General features: G+C 64.1%; 15 protein-coding genes. 2 read left to right on the top strand and 13 right to left on the bottom strand.

All coding sequences use genetic code 11. The features are described 5' to 3' along the window. Position 1: 1 nt before the first annotated feature. From fliG to A6723_RS12290, 11 genes are all read right to left on the bottom strand, one after another. Positions 2 to 1,018 carry a flagellar motor switch protein FliG gene (fliG, locus tag A6723_RS12340; RefSeq protein ID WP_017520274.1) on the bottom strand — a complete coding sequence of 339 codons (1,017 nt, stop codon included), beginning with the start codon at positions 1,016 to 1,018 and terminating at the stop codon, positions 2 to 4. Next, the gene (fliF, locus tag A6723_RS12335) at positions 1,011 to 2,801 is read right to left on the bottom strand and encodes a flagellar basal-body MS-ring/collar protein FliF (protein WP_024764937.1); all 1,791 of its coding nucleotides are present in this window, start codon (positions 2,799 to 2,801) and stop codon (positions 1,011 to 1,013) included. Before fliF ends, fliG begins: the two co-directional genes overlap by 8 nt. A 19-nt stretch (positions 2,802 to 2,820) precedes the next feature. Continuing rightward, positions 2,821 to 3,153: a flagellar hook-basal body complex protein FliE gene (gene fliE, locus A6723_RS12330; protein WP_024764936.1), complete on the bottom strand. Its 333-nt coding sequence runs from the start codon at positions 3,151 to 3,153 to the stop codon at positions 2,821 to 2,823. A 334-nt stretch (positions 3,154 to 3,487) separates the two neighbouring features. After that, entirely contained in the window at positions 3,488 to 4,900 is a 1,413-nt protein-coding gene (fleR, locus tag A6723_RS12325) for a sigma-54-dependent response regulator transcription factor FleR (protein WP_054907275.1), read from the bottom strand. 5 nt (positions 4,901 to 4,905) lie between these two features. Continuing rightward, positions 4,906 to 6,126 carry a PAS domain-containing sensor histidine kinase gene (locus A6723_RS12320; RefSeq protein WP_054907274.1) on the bottom strand — a complete coding sequence of 407 codons (1,221 nt, stop codon included), beginning with the start codon at positions 6,124 to 6,126 and terminating at the stop codon, positions 4,906 to 4,908. 122 nt (positions 6,127 to 6,248) lie between these two features. After that, positions 6,249 to 7,724, bottom strand: a complete 1,476-nt coding sequence (locus tag A6723_RS12315; protein WP_054907273.1) for a sigma-54 dependent transcriptional regulator — start codon at positions 7,722 to 7,724, stop codon at positions 6,249 to 6,251. Positions 7,725 to 7,993: 269 nt separating this feature from the next. Beyond that, positions 7,994 to 8,290, bottom strand: coding sequence for a flagellar protein FliT (fliT, locus tag A6723_RS12310; RefSeq protein ID WP_054907272.1), 297 nt, complete (start codon positions 8,288 to 8,290; stop codon positions 7,994 to 7,996). A 26-nt stretch (positions 8,291 to 8,316) separates the two neighbouring features. Continuing rightward, positions 8,317 to 8,697 (bottom strand): flagellar export chaperone FliS, encoded by a 381-nt coding sequence (fliS, locus tag A6723_RS12305; protein ID WP_024764930.1) that lies wholly within the window; start codon positions 8,695 to 8,697, stop codon positions 8,317 to 8,319. A 137-nt stretch (positions 8,698 to 8,834) separates the two neighbouring features. Then, the gene (gene fliD / locus A6723_RS12300; RefSeq protein ID WP_054907271.1) at positions 8,835 to 10,241 is read right to left on the bottom strand and encodes a flagellar filament capping protein FliD; all 1,407 of its coding nucleotides are present in this window, start codon (positions 10,239 to 10,241) and stop codon (positions 8,835 to 8,837) included. Positions 10,242 to 10,344: 103 nt separating this feature from the next. Then, the gene (locus A6723_RS12295; RefSeq protein WP_054907270.1) at positions 10,345 to 10,686 is read right to left on the bottom strand and encodes a flagellar protein FlaG; all 342 of its coding nucleotides are present in this window, start codon (positions 10,684 to 10,686) and stop codon (positions 10,345 to 10,347) included. A gap of 79 nt (positions 10,687 to 10,765) precedes the next feature. Beyond that, the gene (locus A6723_RS12290) at positions 10,766 to 11,911 is read right to left on the bottom strand and encodes a flagellin (RefSeq protein WP_024764928.1); all 1,146 of its coding nucleotides are present in this window, start codon (positions 11,909 to 11,911) and stop codon (positions 10,766 to 10,768) included. Between the two features lie 209 nt (positions 11,912 to 12,120). On the opposite strand from A6723_RS12290, the gene A6723_RS12285 reads away from it, so the two are divergent. Further along, a complete protein-coding gene (locus tag A6723_RS12285; RefSeq protein WP_054907269.1) occupies positions 12,121 to 13,758 on the top strand; it encodes a tetratricopeptide repeat protein in 1,638 nt (545 codons plus the stop codon). A 91-nt stretch (positions 13,759 to 13,849) separates the two neighbouring features. Further along, complete coding sequence (locus A6723_RS12280; protein WP_054907268.1) at positions 13,850 to 15,436, top strand: methyltransferase domain-containing protein; 1,587 nt, start codon at positions 13,850 to 13,852, stop codon at positions 15,434 to 15,436. Positions 15,437 to 15,736: 300 nt separating this feature from the next. Here the strand turns inward: A6723_RS12280 and A6723_RS12275 are convergent, their stop codons facing one another. Together A6723_RS12275 and A6723_RS12270 are read right to left on the bottom strand one after the other, a co-directional pair. Continuing rightward, positions 15,737 to 16,387: a hypothetical protein gene (locus A6723_RS12275; protein WP_024764923.1), complete on the bottom strand. Its 651-nt coding sequence runs from the start codon at positions 16,385 to 16,387 to the stop codon at positions 15,737 to 15,739. Between the two features lie 50 nt (positions 16,388 to 16,437). Next, complete coding sequence (locus A6723_RS12270) at positions 16,438 to 18,033, bottom strand: flagellar hook-associated protein 3 (protein ID WP_306304365.1); 1,596 nt, start codon at positions 18,031 to 18,033, stop codon at positions 16,438 to 16,440. Positions 18,034 to 18,042: the final 9 nt, after the last annotated feature.

Raw genomic sequence — 18,042 nt, 5'->3', positions numbered from 1 at the left:
CTTAGATCATCTCCTCGCCGCCCTTGCCGCCGAGCACGATCTCGCCGGACTCGGCCATACGCCGGGCAATGGTGAGGATTTCCTTCTGCGCGCCTTCCACTTCGCTGACGCGCACCGGGCCCTTGGCCTCCAGGTCGTCGCGCAGCAGCTCGGCGGCGCGCTTGGACATGTTGCGGAAGATCTTCTCGCGGATCGCCTCGTCCGAGCCCTTGAGGGCCAGCACCAGCACGTCCGAGGAGACCTCGCGCAGCAGCGCCTGGATGCCGCGGTCGTCGACGTCGGCGAGGTTGTCGAAGACGAACATCAGGTCTTCGATCTGGCCCGACAGGTCCTCGTCGACTTCGCGGATGGCGTCCATCAGCGCGCCTTCGACCGAGCTGTCGAGGTAGTTCATGATGTCTGCCGCGCGCTTCACGCCGCCCATGGTGGTGCGGGTGGAGTTGGCGTTGCCGGCGAACTGTTTCTCCAGGATCAGGTTCAGTTCCTTGAGCGCGGACGGCTGCACGGTGTTGAGCGAGGACACGCGCAGGATGATGTCCAGGCGCACCTTGTGGTCGAAGTGGCTGAGCACTTCGCCGGCCTGGTCCGGGTCGAGGTAGGCGACCACGATGGCCTGGATCTGCGGGTGCTCGTAGCGGATCACGTCGGCCACGGCACGCGGCTCCATCCACTTCAGGCTGTCCAGGCCGCTGGTATTGCCGCCCAGCAGGATGCGGTCGATGAGGTTGTTCGCCTTGTCCTCGCCCAGGGCCTGGGTGAGCATCTTGCGGATGTAGCTGTCGGCGCCCACGCCCAGGCTGGTCTGGTCGCCGACGATCTCGACGAACTCGCCCATCACCTGCTCGACCTGCTCGCGGTGCACATTGCGCATCTGCGCCATGGCCACGCCGACCTTCTGCACTTCCTTCGGGCCCATGTGGCGCAGCACCTGCGCGGCATCGGTCTCACCCAGGGAGAGCAGGAGAATGGCAGCCTTGTCGACCTTGTTCAGTTTGGCGCTCATGCGGGCTTCACTCATCGGAATTGATCCAGTCCTTCACTACCTGGGCTACGCGCCCCGGGTCCTGGGCGACCAGACTCTTGATCGCATTCAATTGTGCATCGTACCCCTCGGAGGGGCTCGGCAGCAGGATGCTGGCCGGGCCGCCGAGGCTCACGCGGTCTTCGGACAGCTCGCCCTCCAGACCACCCAGCTCGCCCAGGCCGCCTTCGCCTGCGCCGCCGGCCACCAGAGCCTTGCTCTTGTTGCCCGACAGGTTGTTCAACACCGGGCGCAGCACGCCCAGCACCAGCACCAGGATGAAGACGATGCCCAGCACCTGCTTGACCACATCCCAGAACCAGGGCTGCGAGTAGAACGGCGGCGAGGCAATTTCATCACCCAGTTCCGGGGCGAACGGCGCGTTGATCACGCTGACGCTGTCGCCACGGCTGGCGTCGTAGCCTACCGCGTCCTGCACCAGACGGGTGAAGCGCCCCAGTTCGTCGGCGGTCCAGGGCTGGTGGCTGACTTCGCCGGTCTTCGGATCGGCGATCACGCGGTCATCCAGCACCACCGCGACGGAAAGCCGGCGCAGGCGACCCTGCTGCTGCTTGGTGTAGCTCACCGAGCGGTCCAGCTCGTAGTTGCGGGTGTTCTGCTGGCGCTTGTCGGTCGGGTACGGAGCCAGCTCCGGCTTGCCGGTCTTCGGATCGATGATCGTCTGGCCGTTGGCGTCCTTGAGCGGTTGACCCGGAGCGACGAAATCCGCGCCGGCGTTCTGACCGGTGGTCTGCGGCGCGCTGGCCGGGTTCGGCGGCTGGTTCGACAGCGCACCCGGCACGCCCTGCGGGCCGTTGCTGTTCTGCCGTTCCTCGTTGTTCACCTGTTCGCTGCGCAGGGCCGGCTGGTCCGGGTTGAACGACTCGGAGGTGGATTCCACCGCGCTGAAGTCGACGTCGGCGGACACCTCGGCCTTGTAGCGGCCGTTGCCCAGGACCGGCGCGAGGATGCTGTGCACACGCTGGGTGAAGTTGCTTTCCATGCGGCGGGTGAAGTCGAACTGCTTGCCGGCCATGGTCAGCTCGGAGAGCTCCTGCTGGTCGGAAAGCAGATTGCCCTTCTGGTCGACCACGGTGACCTGGGACTTGTCCAGTTCCGGCACGCTGGTGGCGACCAGGTTGACGATGGCCAGCACCTGGCTTGGCTCCAGGCTGCGGCCCGGGTACAGCTCGACCAGCACCGAGGCGCTGGGCTTGCGGTCGTCACGGACGAACACCGAGCTCTTCGGGATCGCCAGGTGCACGCGGGCACCCTTGACGTTGTTCAGGCTGGCGACGGTGCGCGCCAGCTCGCCTTCCAGGCCGCGACGGTAGTTGGTCGCTTCCATGAACTGGCTGGTGCCCAGCGCCTGCTCCTTGTCGAGGATCTCGAAGCCGACGTTGCTGTCGGTCGGCGCCAGGCCCGCACCGGCCACCTTCATGCGCGCACGGCCGAGGTCGTCGGCCTTCACCAGCAGCGCGCCGGAGTTGGGCTCGATCTTGTAGCCGATATCGGCGGCGGACAGCGCCTCGACCACCTTGTTCGCGTCGACGCCATTGAGGCTGCCGTAGAGCGGCTTGTAGTCCGGCTGCTGCGACCACAGGACCATGCCGAAGCCGATGGCGATGCTCGCGGCAAGGCCGACCAGCAGGCCGACCTGGCGCAGCACCGGCATGTCCGCGAGGTTCTCGAGGAAGGCCAGGCCCAGCAGCGGCTTTTTCGGCGCGTCGGCGCCGACCTTGGCCGGAATCTGGCTATCAACAACGGAGGCTTGGGACATTACCTACGATCCTCGCCGATCAAACCGGCATCTGCATGATGTCCTGGTACGCCTGCACGAGCTTGTTGCGTACCTGGGTCATCGCCTGGAAAGAAACACTGGCCTTCTGCGAGGCGATCATCACGTCGGTGAGATCGACCCCTTTCTGCCCCATCTCGAAGGCGGAGGCCATGTCGGAGGCGGCCTGCTGGGTACCGTTCACCTTGTCCACGGCCTGGCCGAGCATCTGCGAGAAGCTCGGCGCCCCCGCTTCGACCGGCGCCGCCTGCGTCGTCTTCGCCTTGGCCATGGCCTCCATTTGCATGGAGCGCATTTCCAGCAACAGACGATTGAACTCGATACCCTGACTCATCACTTACCCCTCCGACCGGCCGCGGTTTTTTGACACTGCGCGGCGCTTTGCAGAGGTGATTGCAACTTGGGTGCCAGGTTTTCAAGACGCAGAAAAATCGAAGAAGAAGGCTCTGGGCAGGGCCTTTCAGGGGAAAGGCAAATACGCGGATGGCAGCTGTTTCGACGCCGGGACAGGACTTGCCTGTAGGAGCGAGCCTGCTCGCGAACAACCCCGCTGCAACGTCGGTTCGCGAGCAAGCTCGCTCCTACGAAAAGCGCGCCCTACCTGGCCGGCAGAGCGCCAAGAAAAGGCCCGCACGAATGCGGGCCAAGAGGGGTTATGTGTCGGCGGCTCAGCTGGCGTAGAGATAAGCCTCCACATCCATGCCGGCGTCACGCATCTGCGCGAGCTTGTAGCGCAGGGTGCGCGGGCTGATGCCCAGGCGCTCGGCGGCTTCCTTGCGGCGGCCGCGCTCGCTGCGCAGGGTGTCGATGATCATCTGGAACTCGCGGCGCTTGAGGTCTTCGCCCAGTTGCCCGGCCTCGGTGGAGGCGACTGACGGAATGTCGACGCTGGCCGAAGCCGGCGGTGCCGATGCCGGCACTGCCGACAACATCGGGCGCGGTGCCAGGCCGATGGGCGAGGTCAGGCACAGATCAGCGGCCAGCACCTGGCCGCCCTGCTGCAGGATCAGCGAGCGCTGGATGGCGTTGTCCAGTTCGCGCACGTTGCCCGGCCAGGGGTGCGTCAGCAAAGCGGCGCGGGCGCAATCGGCCAGGGTGACGGGCGCGTGGTTCATCTTGCGCGCGTACTTGGCCAGCAAGCGTTCGGCCAGCGGCAGGATGTCGGCAGGACGCTCGCGCAGCGGTCGCCACGCCAACGGGAATACCGACAGGCGATAGTAGAGGTCCTCGCGGAATCGGCCGGCAGCCACCTCGCCGAGCAGGTCGCGGTTGGTGGTGGCGAGCACGCGGATATCCAGGCTGATCGGCTTGCGCGCGCCGACACGTTCCACCTCGCGTTCCTGCAGCACGCGCAGCAGCTTGGCTTGCAGGGCCAACGGCATCTCGGAAATTTCGTCGAGCAGGATCGTGCCCCCGTCAGCCAGTTCGAACTTGCCCGGCTGGGCGGCGATGGCGCCGGTGAAGGCGCCCTTCTCGTGGCCGAACAGGGTGGCCTCGAGCATGTTGTCCGGAATCGCAGCGCAGTTGATCGCAACGAACGGCTTGCCGACGCGGGGCGACTGCTGGTGGATGTACTGCGCCAGCACCTCCTTGCCGGTACCCGACTCGCCGGAGATCAGCACGGTGGAATCGCTACGCGCGACACGGGCAGCCAGCTCCAGCAATTGCTGGCTGGCGGGCTCCAGGGCTACCGGGCCTTCGCCGGCACTGGCCGATACGGCCCCCAGCGCGTGACGGGCCACCAGCTCCAGCAGCGCACGCGGCTCGAACGGTTTGACCAGATAGTCGGCAGCCCCTTGGCGCATGGCATCCACGGCGCGGTCGACGGCGCCATAGGCGGTCATCAGCAGCACCGGCAATTGCGGGTAGCGCTTGCGGATCAGGCCGAGCAACTGGTGCCCGTCCATGCCCGGCATGTTGACGTCGCTGATCACCAGGCTGAAGGCGTCCTTCTCCAGCGCCGGCAACGCGGCCTCGGCGCAATCGACGGCAATGAAGTCGTGCCCGCCGAGCGACAGGGTGTCGCAGAGGGCTTCACGAAGGGCGCGGTCGTCTTCGACCAGCAGGACTTTGGCGGCCATGGAAATCACTCCTCGTGGACGGCGGATTGAGCCAGGATCAGCGGCAGGACCAGGGTGGCGCAGGTACCGACACCCGGCCGCGAGCGCAGAAGCAATTCACCCTGGTGAGCCTTGGCGACAGCTTTCACCACCGCGAGGCCGAGGCCGGTGCCGGTGGTCTTGGTGGTGAAGAAGGGTTCGCCGAGACGCGCCAGGGTTTCGGCGCTCATGCCCGGACCGTTGTCGCTGACGCTCAGGCGCAGGCTGTTGCCGCGCTGGTAGAGGTGCACCTTCAGGCGCACTTCGCGGCCAGCGGCCTGGATGGCGTTCTCCACCAGGTTGAGTGCGGTGCCGACCAGCGTGTCGCGGTTGCACAACAACTCGCCCACGCGTGCATCGCACTGCCAACGCAGATTGAGTCCGACGACGTGGGATTCGGCCGCCGCGCGAAGGCTGCTGAACAGTTGGTTGGGGGCGAGGCGGTCCGGCAATGGCAGCTCGCCGCGGGCGAATACCAGCATGTCGCGCACCTGGCTTTCCAGCTCGTGCAGGCGCTCCTTGATACGGCCGGCAAAGCGTTGCTGCTGCTCGACCGGCAGCTCGCCTTCGCTCAGGTGGCCGGCGTAAAGCATGGCGGCGGACAGCGGGGTACGGATCTGGTGAGCCAGGGAAGCGACCATGCGGCCCAGGGCGGACAGGCGCTCGTGACGGGCAAGCTGGTCCTGCAGACGACGGGTTTCCGTCAGGTCGTTGAGCAGGATGAGCTGGCCGGGCTCGCCGTTCAGCGGGCGGATAGCGATGGACACACGGCGACCATCGCGCAGGGAAACTTCGTGGCCGTCGTCGGCGCGCGGGGCGAAGCTGCGGGCGATGACCTCGCGCCAGAGCATGCCCACCAGCGGCTTGCCGAGCAAGGCGACCGCCACCGGATTGGCGTCGCGTACCACGCCTTGGCCGTCGATCATGATGACGCCGCCGGGCAATACGTCGAGCAGGCTCTGCAGGCGGTTGGCCTGGCGCTCCTTCTCCGCCAGCTCCTGCATGCGCTGCGCGCTGACCAGGGCCAGTTCGCCCTTGAGCTCGGTGACGCGGGCTTCCAGCAGGCTGTAGGACTGGTTGAGCTGGCTGGACATCTGGCTGAACAGCTCGAAGGTCTGCTCCAGATGGGCGCGGCTCTGCTGCTCCACCGGCACCTGTTCGGAGGGCCGGGAAGCGAGTTCAGTCTGGCGATTGGTGGCGGGCATCATGCGGTTTTTCCTCATCCGTCCGACGGCGTGAATCTGTCGGTCGGATGAGTCTTAGCAAACCGCGTGCCTAAAAATTACTCGTTATATTTCAATGACTTGAAAAAACGAGTGTGACGGAGGCGTCAATCCTCCGCCATTTCCTCTTCGCGGCGGCTCATGCCGTACTTGCGCATTTTCTCCACCAGGGTGGTCCGGCGGATGCGCAGGCGTTCGGCGGCACGGGCGACTACACCACTGGCGTCGTCCAGCGCCTGCTGGATCAATCCCTGTTCCAGGTTGGCCAGGTAGTCCTTCAGGTCGATGCCCTCGGCCGGCAGCATGGCCGGCGAGTCCAGGCCCGGCAGGCCGGCGGTGATCGCCGCGCGCTCTTCCAGTTCCTCGCGCAGGCTGGTCGCCAGTTGCTCGTCCTCGTCGTCGACGTGACGGAATTTCTTCGGCAGCTCGCCCACTCCGATCACGCCGTAGGGATGCATGATCGCCAGACGCTCGACGAGGTTGGCCAGCTCGCGCACGTTGCCCGGCCAGTCGTGACGGCAGAGCGACATGATGGCGGCCGAGTTGAAGCGGATCGAACCGCGCTTCTCGTGCTCCATGCGCGAGATGAGTTCGTTCATCAGCAGCGGGATGTCCTCGACGCGCTCGCGCAGCGGGGCCATCTCGATGGGGAAGACGTTGAGGCGGTAGTACAGGTCCTCGCGGAAGCTGCCGTCCTCGATCATCTTCTCGAGGTTCTTGTGGGTCGCGGCGATGATGCGCACGTCCACATTCTGCGTCTTGTTGCTGCCCACGCGCTCGAAGGTGCGCTCCTGCAACACGCGCAGCAGCTTGACCTGCATCGGCAGCGGCATGTCGCCGATCTCGTCGAGGAACAGCGTGCCGCCGTTGGCCAGCTCGAAGCGGCCCGCACGCGTGGTGATGGCGCCGGTGAACGCGCCCTTCTCGTGGCCGAACAGTTCGCTTTCCAGCAACTCCGCCGGAATCGCGCCGCAGTTGACCGGCACGAATGGCGCATCACGACGCTTGGAGTGGTAGTGCAGGTTGCGCGCCACCACCTCCTTGCCGGTGCCGGATTCGCCGAGAATCAGCACGCTGGCATCGGTATCGGCGACCTGCTGCATCATCTGCCGCACTTGCTGGATGGCACGGCTGGTGCCCACCAGGCTGCGGAACAGATTGGGTTCGCGCTGGCGACCACGCTCACGGGCCTGGTCGTACATCTCGCGATAGACCTGGGCGCGGTGCAGGGAGTCGAGCAGCTTGTTGTAGCTGGGCGGCATCTCGAGGCTGGCCAGCACGCGGCGGCGCAGTTCCTCGGGCCATTCGTTGGGCACCGGCTCGCCCATCAGCAGCACGGGGAGGTATTCGTCCCAGGCGGCGAGCTGCTTGAGCAGCTCCAGCGCCCCGCCCTTGCTCTCCACGGCGCCAACCAGCACGCAGAGCACGTCGCGGCTGCCGTTGGGCAGCGGGTCGACGGTCTGCCGCCAGTCACGGCTGCTGCAGGAGAGCTGGTCTTCACCCAGGAAGCTGATGATCACCGAGAGGTCCCGGCAGCGGTCCTGGTTGTCATCGATCACGAGGATTTTCGTTTCGCGCCACATCTTAGCTTGTCATCCCGGGCTTGAAGGCCGTCGTACGGCGGCTGACACGATCTGGCCACAGCACAAATTCCTCGTGCTTGCCAGCATTTGGCCACTAGTTAAGTCAAAATTGTGGCTAGAGTCAAATTTATGGCGTGTTTTTTTTGATGTAGCCCGACGAAGGGTGTTGATCCTTGTCATGGCAATCGAACTGGAGGGTAGTTCGAAGCGCAGAAGGCGGCCACCGGTACCTGACCGATCACCGCCTGAAGAAAGCCGATCCGAATAGATCAGCCGAACATCTGGTAGACCTTGGCGCCCTGGTGGGAGCGATTGACGCGGACGATCTCGCTGGCCACGTCTTCGCGCTGCCGGGTGACAGCCTGGACCAGTTCGCGGTAGAGCGCCAGCAATCCTTCCAGGCTGCGCTTGAGCTCGCTGTCATCGTCCATCGGCTCGACCATCGCGGCATCGACGTGCTCGCGACACTGAAGGTCGAGCTGGGCGACCGCTTCCCAGTCTTCCTGGGCCAGTGCGGCCCCGAGAGCAAGGCGGGTCTGTTCGATCTGCTGGACGGCGAGAGTCATGTTCGGTATCTCCTGGCAGGCCGCAATCACGGAGCGATGGCGTCCCAGCCTTCCTTGATGGTGCGCAGCAGACCCGAGACTTCGTCGAGCACTTGCACTTCGTTGCTGCGGTTGGCGTCGCCCAGGCGACGGCTCATGTAGTCGTAAAGGTTGGCATAGTTTTCCGCCACCTCGCCACCCGCCTCGAAGTTCAGCGCTTCGCGCAGGCCGGCGATGATCGCAGTGGCCTTGGCGATCAGCATGCCCTTCTGGGCGAACTGCTCGCGCTCCATCGAGCCGCGCGCCTGGGCGATGCGGCTCAGGCCACCTTCCATCAGCATCTGGATCAGACGATGGGGAGAGGCGTCGTGCACCTGCGACTGGTTGTTCACATTCTGGTACTGGCGCAGCGCTGCCGAAGCGTTCATCTGATTTCCCCTTGATTCGCTGAACGATCAAATCGTCGATATTCAAAGTATCGGCGCTGGCGGGAAAACCTTTAGGCAAAAATCTGCACGGGCGTACGGCCCCGCAACCCGCCGCAGAGCGGCGGGTTGCTCAGGAATCAGCTGTCGGAGCTGCTGGTCTTGTTCAGCGCGTTGAGCGTGGTCAGCACACTGGACTTGGTGGCATTGAGCTGGGCGACCAGGGTGTCCATGGCGGTGTACTTGGCCATGAGCGTTTCGGTCAGCTTGGTCATGCGGGTATCCAGCTTGGTGGACTGGTCAGCCAGGTCGCTCAGGGTGTCGTTGAGCGCAGACTGGCGCTGATCGATCAGGCCGTTGGTCTTGGTGTACAGGTCCATGCTGTTGCTCATGCGCGAGAGCAGGCCGCCATCACCGGTGAAGAAGCCCTGCACCGAGGAGAAGTTTTTCTCCAGGGCCTTGTCGAGCTTCTCGCTATCGACCTCCAGCGTACCGTCGTTCTTGGTGGTGACGCCCAACTGGGAGAGCAGCTTGATGCTGCCACCATCAGTGGAGGAACCAACCAGTTGGGTGCGCAGGGTGTTGAGCAGGTTGCGGGTCATCGAGTCACTGGCCAGCGAGGCAGCCGACGTGGTCGGGTTGCCGCTGGAATCCGTGGTGGTGGTGACCTTGGTCAGCGAGTTGATGCTGGTCATCAACGCGTTGTAGGCATCGACGAACGACTGCACGGAACTCTTCAGGCCGTCGGTGTTGGTATTGACGCTGAGGGTGGATTTGCCCTCGGCCACCAGGCTGAATTCCACGCCGCTGATGGCGCTGGAAATCTTGTTCACCGAGCTGCTCATTTCCAGCCCGTCGATGGTGTAGTTGGCATTCATCGCCGGTTTGTCGACGTAGCCGCCGGCCGTGGCAGAAGCCTTGGTGTTGGCACCATCGATAGCCAGGACCGACAGGCTGCTATCGCCGGTGGTCGTGACGCTGATGTCACTGCCAGCACCGGTGACGCTGGAGCCCAGCACCAGGCGCGGGCCGTTCGAGTCGGTGATGATGTTGGCGGTAAAACCGCTGTCCTTGAGCTGGCTGTTGATGCTGTCGCGAATGTCCGTAAGGCTGGCGCCGGCCTTGACGTTGACCTTGTAGGTACTGCTGCCCTGGCTGATGGTCAGGCTGCCGGCCCCGAAGGAAGCGGACTTGTCGACGTACTGGGTAGCCACCTTGGAGCTGGTCGCCAGGTTCTGTACTTCGATGTTGTAGGTGCCGGCGGAAGCGCCGGTGCCCAGGGTCGCGGTCAGCGCGTCGGTGTTGGAGCTTTTGACGGCGAGGCCGGCGAAAGCATTGGAGTCGGGGTCGTTGAGCTTGCCCAGGGCGGTCTGGAAAGTCGACAGGGCGCTCTTGAGCGAACCGACACCGGAGAGCGTGGTGTTGGTGGCGGTCTTCTGGTTGGCGATCTGATTCGACTTTGGCGCCTTCTGCGCATTGACCAAAGCGGTCACGATGGAGTCGATGTCGTATCCCGACCCTACACCGTTGATCGAAGTCCCGGCCATTTGCCTACCCTCCTGTCCAATTTTCTGGCGGTTCTCAGAGTGCCGCCTGCGTCTGGTAACGCTTCATTCAAGAATCGCGCCAAGGATCTCTAATCTAAAGAGATCAGGCGCGTTCGCTGAACAACAGATTACCCGCTTCCTTCAGGCTTTCTGCCAACTTGAGTGCAACTTCCGAAGGAATCTGGCGTATGACCTCGCCAGTATCGGAGGCCACGACCTTCACGACGGTTTCGCCGCTGGCGTCGTCCACCGAAAACTCCAGGTTGCGTTGCACCGACTGGGCCTGTTCACGCAGCCGGCTGACGGCTTCGTTCAGGCTGCGAGCCTTGTTGCTGGCCGGCGATTCCTTGGCGCCCTGCGGCAAGCTGTTGCCGCTAACCGGCTTGCTGCCTGCGACGGCGCTGTCGACCGGACGCGGGTTGTTGATTCCGAGGCTGGTATCCATCAGGTGTTACCCTCCGAATGCAAAGCAAGGAAGGGCGCCGGGCGCCCTTCCTTTCCGTTTTTTGCCTTTCGGCAACCCCTTACTGGAGCAGCTTCAGGACAGCGGAAGGCAGCTGGTTGGCCTGGGCCAGAACCGCGGTGGCGGCCTGTTGCAGGGTCTGCTGCTTGGTCATCTCCGCGGTCTCTGCGGCGAAGTCCACGTCCTGGATGGTGCTGCGTGCAGCGGTGGCGTTCTCGGACACGTTCTGCAGGTTCGAGATGGTGCTGTCCAGACGGTTCTGGATGGCACCCAGCGAGGAACGCTGGCTGTCGATCTGCTTCAGGGCGGCGTCGATCACCTGGGTAGCCGATTGGGCACCTTTGGCGGTCGCGATGTCCAGCGCCTGGATGGTGGAGTTCGAGGTAACCACAGCGTGCGCGCTGCCGGCGCCAGTGCCCACACCTGCGGTGAAGTCCTTGCCGGAAGTCAGCGAGATGGAGGTGGTAGTGCCGCCGCTGCCAGCCGCGCCGGCTACTGCCGCTACGCCGCTGATGTTGGTGTTGATTGCCGAGACGATGTCGTTGGCGCTGGCGCCCTTGGCGTAGCTGACCTGGGTACCGTTGACGGTGATCGAGCCGGCGGTGGCTGCAACGCCACCGGTGCCGGAAAGCACGGTGGACAGGTCCAGGCTGGCGGAAGCCAGTTGCGAGGAGCCTTTCAGCGCGGTGGCGCTCATGTCGCTCAGGGTGAAGCTGACGGTTTCGTTGGCGTTGGCGCCGACCTGGAAGGTCAGGGTGCCGTTGGTGCCGGCGGTGCCGTCGAGCAGCTTGATGCCGGAGGTGCCGCCACCGAAGGTGGTGGTCTTGGAGATACGGGTCAGTTCAGCGGTCAGCGACTTGAACTCCTGGTTCAGCGAGGTCTGGTCTTCGCTGCTGTTGGAGCCGTTGGCGGACTGCAGGGACAGTTCACGCATACGCTGCAGGATGTTGGTGGACTCCTGCAGGGCGCCTTCGGCGGCCTGGGCGATGGAGTTGGCATCCTGGGCGTTCTTCACGGCTACGTTCAGGCCGTTGACCTGGCTGGTCAGACGGTTGGAGATCTGCGAGCCGGCGGCGTCGTCCTTGGCGCTGTTGATACGCAGGCCGGTGGACAGACGGGTCATCGAAGTGTTCAGGTTGTTGGCGGCCTTGGTCAGGTTCTTTTGAACCGACAGCGAGGCGATGTTGGTGTTGACGGTAAGAGCCATGACGAATTCCTCGTGTTAGGGCTAAGTGGCCTCCCTGCCCGATTGATTCGAAATGGCGTGGAGAACCTTCGTTAGGGTTATCGTCCCAAGTCGGATGGGCTTTAACTTTTTTTTCGAGTTTTCTTCAGAACGCTCTGCAGCCCCCGGCTGGCCTCGTTCTTGCAAAGCCCCCTCGCACGCGCCAAAGCTCCGTCACCAGCAGGTTCCGCATGTCCAACCACAAGCTCCAATCCGAGATCCAGCGCCTCAGCCAGGCGCTGCAGGTTGCCGAAGACCGTGAAGATCGCGGCGAGCAGATCCGTCTGTATGAAGCCCTGGCGAAACTGGCGCCGAACACGGCGATGGTCCACGCGAAGATCGCCCGCCTGCATCTGGAACTGCAGGACCCGCAATCGGCGGAGCCCTGGGCCGAACGAGCGCTGGACATGAGCACAGACCCCAAGGTCGATGAAGAGCTGCTCGACACGATGCGAACCCATCGGCTGTTCATCAAGAATCTCGAGCGCGCCGAGCGCTGGTACAAGGCCTCGCCAAGTTTGCCGCGCATGGCGCTGTACGGCGCTGCGCTGAGCCTGCGCAAACGCTTCGACGAAGCGGAAACCCTCTATACCCAGGCACTGGAGAAGCCGCTGGAGCCATGGCAGCAGAGCAGCCTGCTTGGCCTGCTGGGCACGCTGTACTTCGAATGCGGCCGCTACCACGACAGCGTCGCCTGCCATCAACTGACGGTAGAACTGACGCCCAACTACTATTACGGCCCGTTCAACCTCGCCCTGTCCCTGGAGCAGGTAGGCCGTTATCAGGAGGCCTACCGCCTCTATGAACAGATGCTGCAGAAAGCACCGGAGCATTCGGGCACGCATAACAACCTGTCGCTGCTGCAGCTGCGCTTCAAGCAATTCGATGTGGCCTGGCCAAACTACGATGCGCGCTGGAAGACCTCACTGAAGGAGCATCACCAGGAGTTCAACACGCCGCGCTGGCGTGGCGAGCCACTGGAGGGCAAGACGCTTCTGGTCTGGGCCGAACAGGGCATCGGCGATCACGTCATGTTCGCCAGCATGCTGCCGGACCTGCTCAAGCTGGGCGGCCAGGTGCATGTCGAGACCTATGACCGTCTCTACCCCCTGCTGCACCGCAGCCTGCCGGGCCTCTCCATCATCCAGCGCGAAAGCACCGGCCAGGTCCACAACGGCCAGCGCATGATGCACCGGCAGACCTGGCCGCGCAGCGACTACCAGATTCCCATGGGCAGCCTGGGCGAATTCCTGCGCCCTACCCTCGCTTCCTTCGCTGGCACCCGCGCCTACCTCAAGGCCGACGAGCAACTGACCCGGGCCAAGCGTGCCGAGTACCAGCAACTGTTCCCCGGCAAGCGCCTGGTAGGGATTTCCTGGCGTGGCGGCACCGACACGGCCAACGACATGCAGAGCCGTCGCATCGAGATGCAGGAGCTGGCACAACTGAGGAAGCTGGACAACGTCCAGCTCATCAACCTGCAGTACGGCAATACCGATCCGGAACGTGCCGAGGCCGAAAGCCTCGGCCTGCACATCCACCATGACGCCGCCGTCAATCCACTCAAGGACATGGATGCCCAGGCCAGCCAGCTTGCCGCGCTGGACGCCGTGCTGAGCATCGACAACACCACTGTCCACCTGGCCGGCGCGCTGGGCGTGCCGACCTTCGTGCTGCTCCAGCTCAACCCGAACTGGCGCTGGGGTGTCGACGATGCAACCAGCTATTGGTATCCGTCCGTACAACTGATCCGCAACCGCGAGCTGGGCCGCTGGGGCGAAGCCCTGGAGCAGGCCGTGCAACGCATGCGCGGAAGCGGGGTGATATGAACACCGCTGCCGCCAACTTCTTTCAACCGGCCCGCCCGTGTGGCGCCCGCCATCCCTGATCGCCAGCGACTCCGCTTGGAGGAGAACCACAGTGTCCCAACCTTTTGAAGCCCGCATTGCCCAGGCTCAGCAACTGCAACAAAGCGGTCAGCGTGAACAGGCCGTCGCCGCCTTCCGCGAGTTGCACGGCGAACGCCCGGACGACCTGCCGGTGCGCCTGAGCCTGGCCATCGCCCTGGGCGAGCTCGGCCAGCACAACGATGAAGCGCTCGAACACCTGCTGCATATCCAGCGCGCCGTGCCGGACAACGCCGCAGTGAACAGCCTGCTCGGCCGCCTGCTGGTGCGCCTGCGCCGTTACGACGAAGCCCATCCGTACCTGCACCTGGCCGTGCAAATCGACGCGGAAGACTTCGAAGTGCGCAACACCCTGGCCACCCTGGCGCTGTTCCAGGGACACCTGGAAGAGGCCTATCACTGGCTGGCCAGCCTCTCCACCTACGAGAAGCGCGCCGACACCGCCGACCTGCTGGCCCAGCTGGAAATGCTCCAGGGCATGCGCCAGGCCGAGGCCAGCAGCTTCTTCGGCAAGGCCCGTGTCTTCGCCCGCTCGAGCAACGCCGCCACCGCCGGCGGCCCGCCCGGCGCCAAGGCGATCATGGAGCAGAACCCGAGCCAGCGTGACGACCTGCTGGCGGTCACCGGCTGGCAGCGTATCGAGTCCGGCACCCTGAACCTGCAGGCGCTGTTCGATCCGAAGGACCTGGTGCAGAAGATCGCCCCCCTGTTCTTCGAGTCCGGCAACGGCATCGTTTACCCCGCGCCATACGAGCAGGTGCCTTATATCCGCATGGGCTACTTCTACTACCAGGGCTTCCTGCAGTTCGAGGGCCGCCATGCGCCGGTGCTGATCCGCCGCGCCGCCGTGCCTTCCTCGCCGGATGTGCTGGAAGTCTGGGCCGAGCACAACCTGCGCGAACAGCTCAACCTGGTGGATGGCAACGACGTGCTCTGCTACCTGCGCAGCCCCGACGCCGCGCCGGAAGACAGCGAATGGCGCGACTGCAAGCTGGACGTGCACGAGAACTTCTTCTCGCAGTCCCAGGTATTCGGCGCCAACAAGGAGCTGTACCAGGGCCACGAAGGCTGGGACCTGCCCGGCGCCCGCCCGACGCTGTTCCGGATGGAGCGCTATGCGCTGGAAAAATGGCTCTCGCCCACCGACCGTGTGCTGGACATCGGCTGCAACATCGGCTGCTTCGGTATCGAGGTGGCACAGAAAGTCGGCAGCTACCTGGGCTTCGACAACAACGACTCGCTGATCCGTATCGCCGAACGCCTGGCGCAATACCATGAGGTGAAGAACTGCGAGTTCCGCACCTGCACCTATGAAGACCTGCGCGCCAGCGAACCGGACCTGTTCGACGTGATCTTCTCCTTCGCCGTGCACGTGTGGATCGGCAAGCCGATGCCCGACTATGTTGCCGACCTGAAAAGCCTGCTCAAGCCCGGCGGCATCGTGGTCATCGAGAGCAACGACCTGAAGATGAACGACACCAAGTTCTTCGCCAACGTGCGGCACTTCTACGAGCAGGGCTTCTTCCTGCTGTACCAGGGCCAGCTGCTGGACGACAAGGTCCATCACCGTGGCTTCTGCGTGTTCAAGCGACTGGACTGACTCATCGCTGCGATAAAAAAAGCCCGGCGTTTGCCGGGCTTTTTCTTTGGCCTTTGGGGGTGTTTGTAGGAGCGAGCTTGCTCGCGAACCGCCCAGTTCCTTTGCCGCCGAAATCTGTTCGCGAGCAAGCTCGCTCCCACAGGGGGATGCGGCGAGCTCGGGTATCTGCCGAAGGATCAGCAATCCTCCGCGAAGGATTTCGCGGACAAAGGCCAGGCGTCCCCTCTCTCCCAGGAGCCGCTCGCACTGACATGAAAAAGCCTCCGCAAGGGAGGCCTTTTCTTGTCGATCAGGAGCCGATCAGTTGGCGATGACGAACGTCTCGCTGGCTTGCCAGCCGTTGCCGCTCCATTGCGGGAAACCGGTGGCCTGGCGCCAGGCGGTGGAGCAGATCAGGCAGGTGGTCACGTTGGGGAATTCAGGCGTGATGCAATCGACCATGCCCTTCCACCACAGCGGCTGACGCACGGTGATGTGGGCGTTCTCGCCGTTGGGCAGCAGCGCCTGCGCCGGATAGCAGGCGACATTGAGGATTACTAGCCGGTCTGCACAGGAGTAGATATCACGCAGCACCTTGGGCACATCGGCGACGAAGATGTGTTCGAGCACGTCGAAGGACACCACGCAGTCGACTTTCCGACGCTCGTCGATGCCGCGCGCCGGCTCGTAGCGGAAGACCGATTCAAGATTGAAGTACTGCACCGCCGACTGGCCATTGTCGTCGAAGCCGGGCATGGTCCAGTCCGAACCGCCGCAGCCGTAGTCCAGGACATTGCGGATGCCGTGCCCCTGCAGAATCTCGCGGATCTGCGGGCGGAACGGGCGCAACTCGAAGTCGCTGAAGGCCACCTCGACGTGCTGCTCATCGCTGCGATCGTAGCCTTCGCGGGCCATCTGCCCGTACATCTCGATCAACTGGCGGCCCTTGGAACTGAAGTCGATATCGCCCATGTGCGTGTCTTCCGTAGTGAGTGCCCGCCTTTACCGGCGGGCCGGATGAATCAGAGTTTGTTGAACAGGCTGAGCTGGCTGATCCGCGCAAACGCGGCCTGGGCCGCTTCGAGCATGGTCTGCTGCAACACCAGCTGCGACGTCGCCGCGGCCATGTCGGTGTCGCGGATCGAGGATTGGGTGGTGGTGTTGGTCAGCGCCAGGCTCTGGTTTTCCTGGGTCAGCACATCGATGGTGTTGAGCCGTGCGCCGATCGACGACTGGGTCGCGAGCACCTGGTCGCTCGCCTTGTCCAGGTTGGTCAGTGCAGTGGCCACCATGTTGCGGATATTCAGCTGCGCCTGCGGGTCGCCGGCCGTCGAGGTATCCAGCGCCTTGCGCAGGTCGCCGATGGTGTTGAGGATGTTCTGCCGCTCCGGCGAGCTGGCGGTGACGCTGAACTGGTCTCCGGCTGCGGGGGCCGCGCTGATGCTCATGTCCACGCCGGCGACGGTCACGGTCTGCGGGAAGGTCGCGCCCAGCGTGCCGGTGGACAGCGGCGTGGCCCCCTGGCTGGTAGGCAGCGCATAGACCTCGTAGGCGGTGGCGCTGGTGAACTTGAGTTGCACGCCGCTGCTGGGGAACTGCGTGGTATAGGCGGTGTTGTTGCTCACCGCGGCCGAGGTGATCTGCGCGGTCGAAGTGTTGGTGGCATTGCGCTTGATCGACAGGCTGTCCGGCGCTGTGCCGAAGCTGAAGCTGTAGCCGCCGACCAGGCTGTCCATGTTGCTGGCGTCGTCGCTGGAAGGCAGCGAAACGTCGAGCTGGAACTGCGAGCCACGGAAGTTGATGGCGTTGCTGTCGGTGGACGTGGCGTCGTAGGTACCGTTGGTGGTGGCCTCGCTGGTGACGTCGTTGCCGTCCTTGTCGAGGATCTGGTACTGCGTGCCGCTGAGCACTTTCAGGGTGTACGGCGCGCCGTCGCGGAAGCTGGCGTTGTACTGGCTGTCGCTGGTGACGGTCCCCTGGGACAGGAACACGCGCTGGATGCCGTCGGTGCTCGGGTTGCTGGTCACCGAGCTGATGGTACGACTGGCGTTGGCGGCCATCTCGAAGATGCTCCAGCCATTATCGTTGGTCGACATCTGCAGGCTGTCGGAGATCTGCAGTTTGAGCGTGCTCTGGTCGCCCTGGTAGCTGAAGCTGCCGTCGGCGTTCTGCACGAACGGCTGCACGGTGCTCTTGCTGCCGGAGAACAGGTAGTTGCCGCTGGCGTCCTTGCTGTTCATCAGGGTCAGCAGCTGGTTCTGGATCGCGCCCAGTTCATCGCTGATGGCGCCGCGGTCTTCGTCGGTCATCGAGCCGTCGCCGGCGCGCAGCGTCAGTTCGCGGGCGCGCTGCAAGGCAGTGGTGATGGAGTCGAGGACGCTCTGTTCCTGGTTCAGGCTGTTGGTCGCGCTGGTCATGTTGCCGCTGTACTGGGTCAGCAGCGCCTGCTGCTGTTCCAGTTGCAGCAGGCGCGCGGCGCCGACGGGGTCGTCGGCGGGCGTCTGGATGCGCGTGCCGCTGGAGATCTGCTCCTGCAGCTTGGACAGGGTTGCATAGCCGCGGTTGTAGTTGTCGATGTTGGAGTTGAAGATCTGCGGGGTGGAAATTCGCACTACCATTTCGGCCTC

It is taken from the genome of Pseudomonas sp. AU11447 (assembly GCF_001672555.2).
GTDB classification, from domain to species: domain Bacteria; phylum Pseudomonadota; class Gammaproteobacteria; order Pseudomonadales; family Pseudomonadaceae; genus Pseudomonas; species Pseudomonas nitroreducens.
Note: the sequence above shows the minus strand (reverse complement) of the source record. Positions and strands in the feature narration are given on the sequence as shown.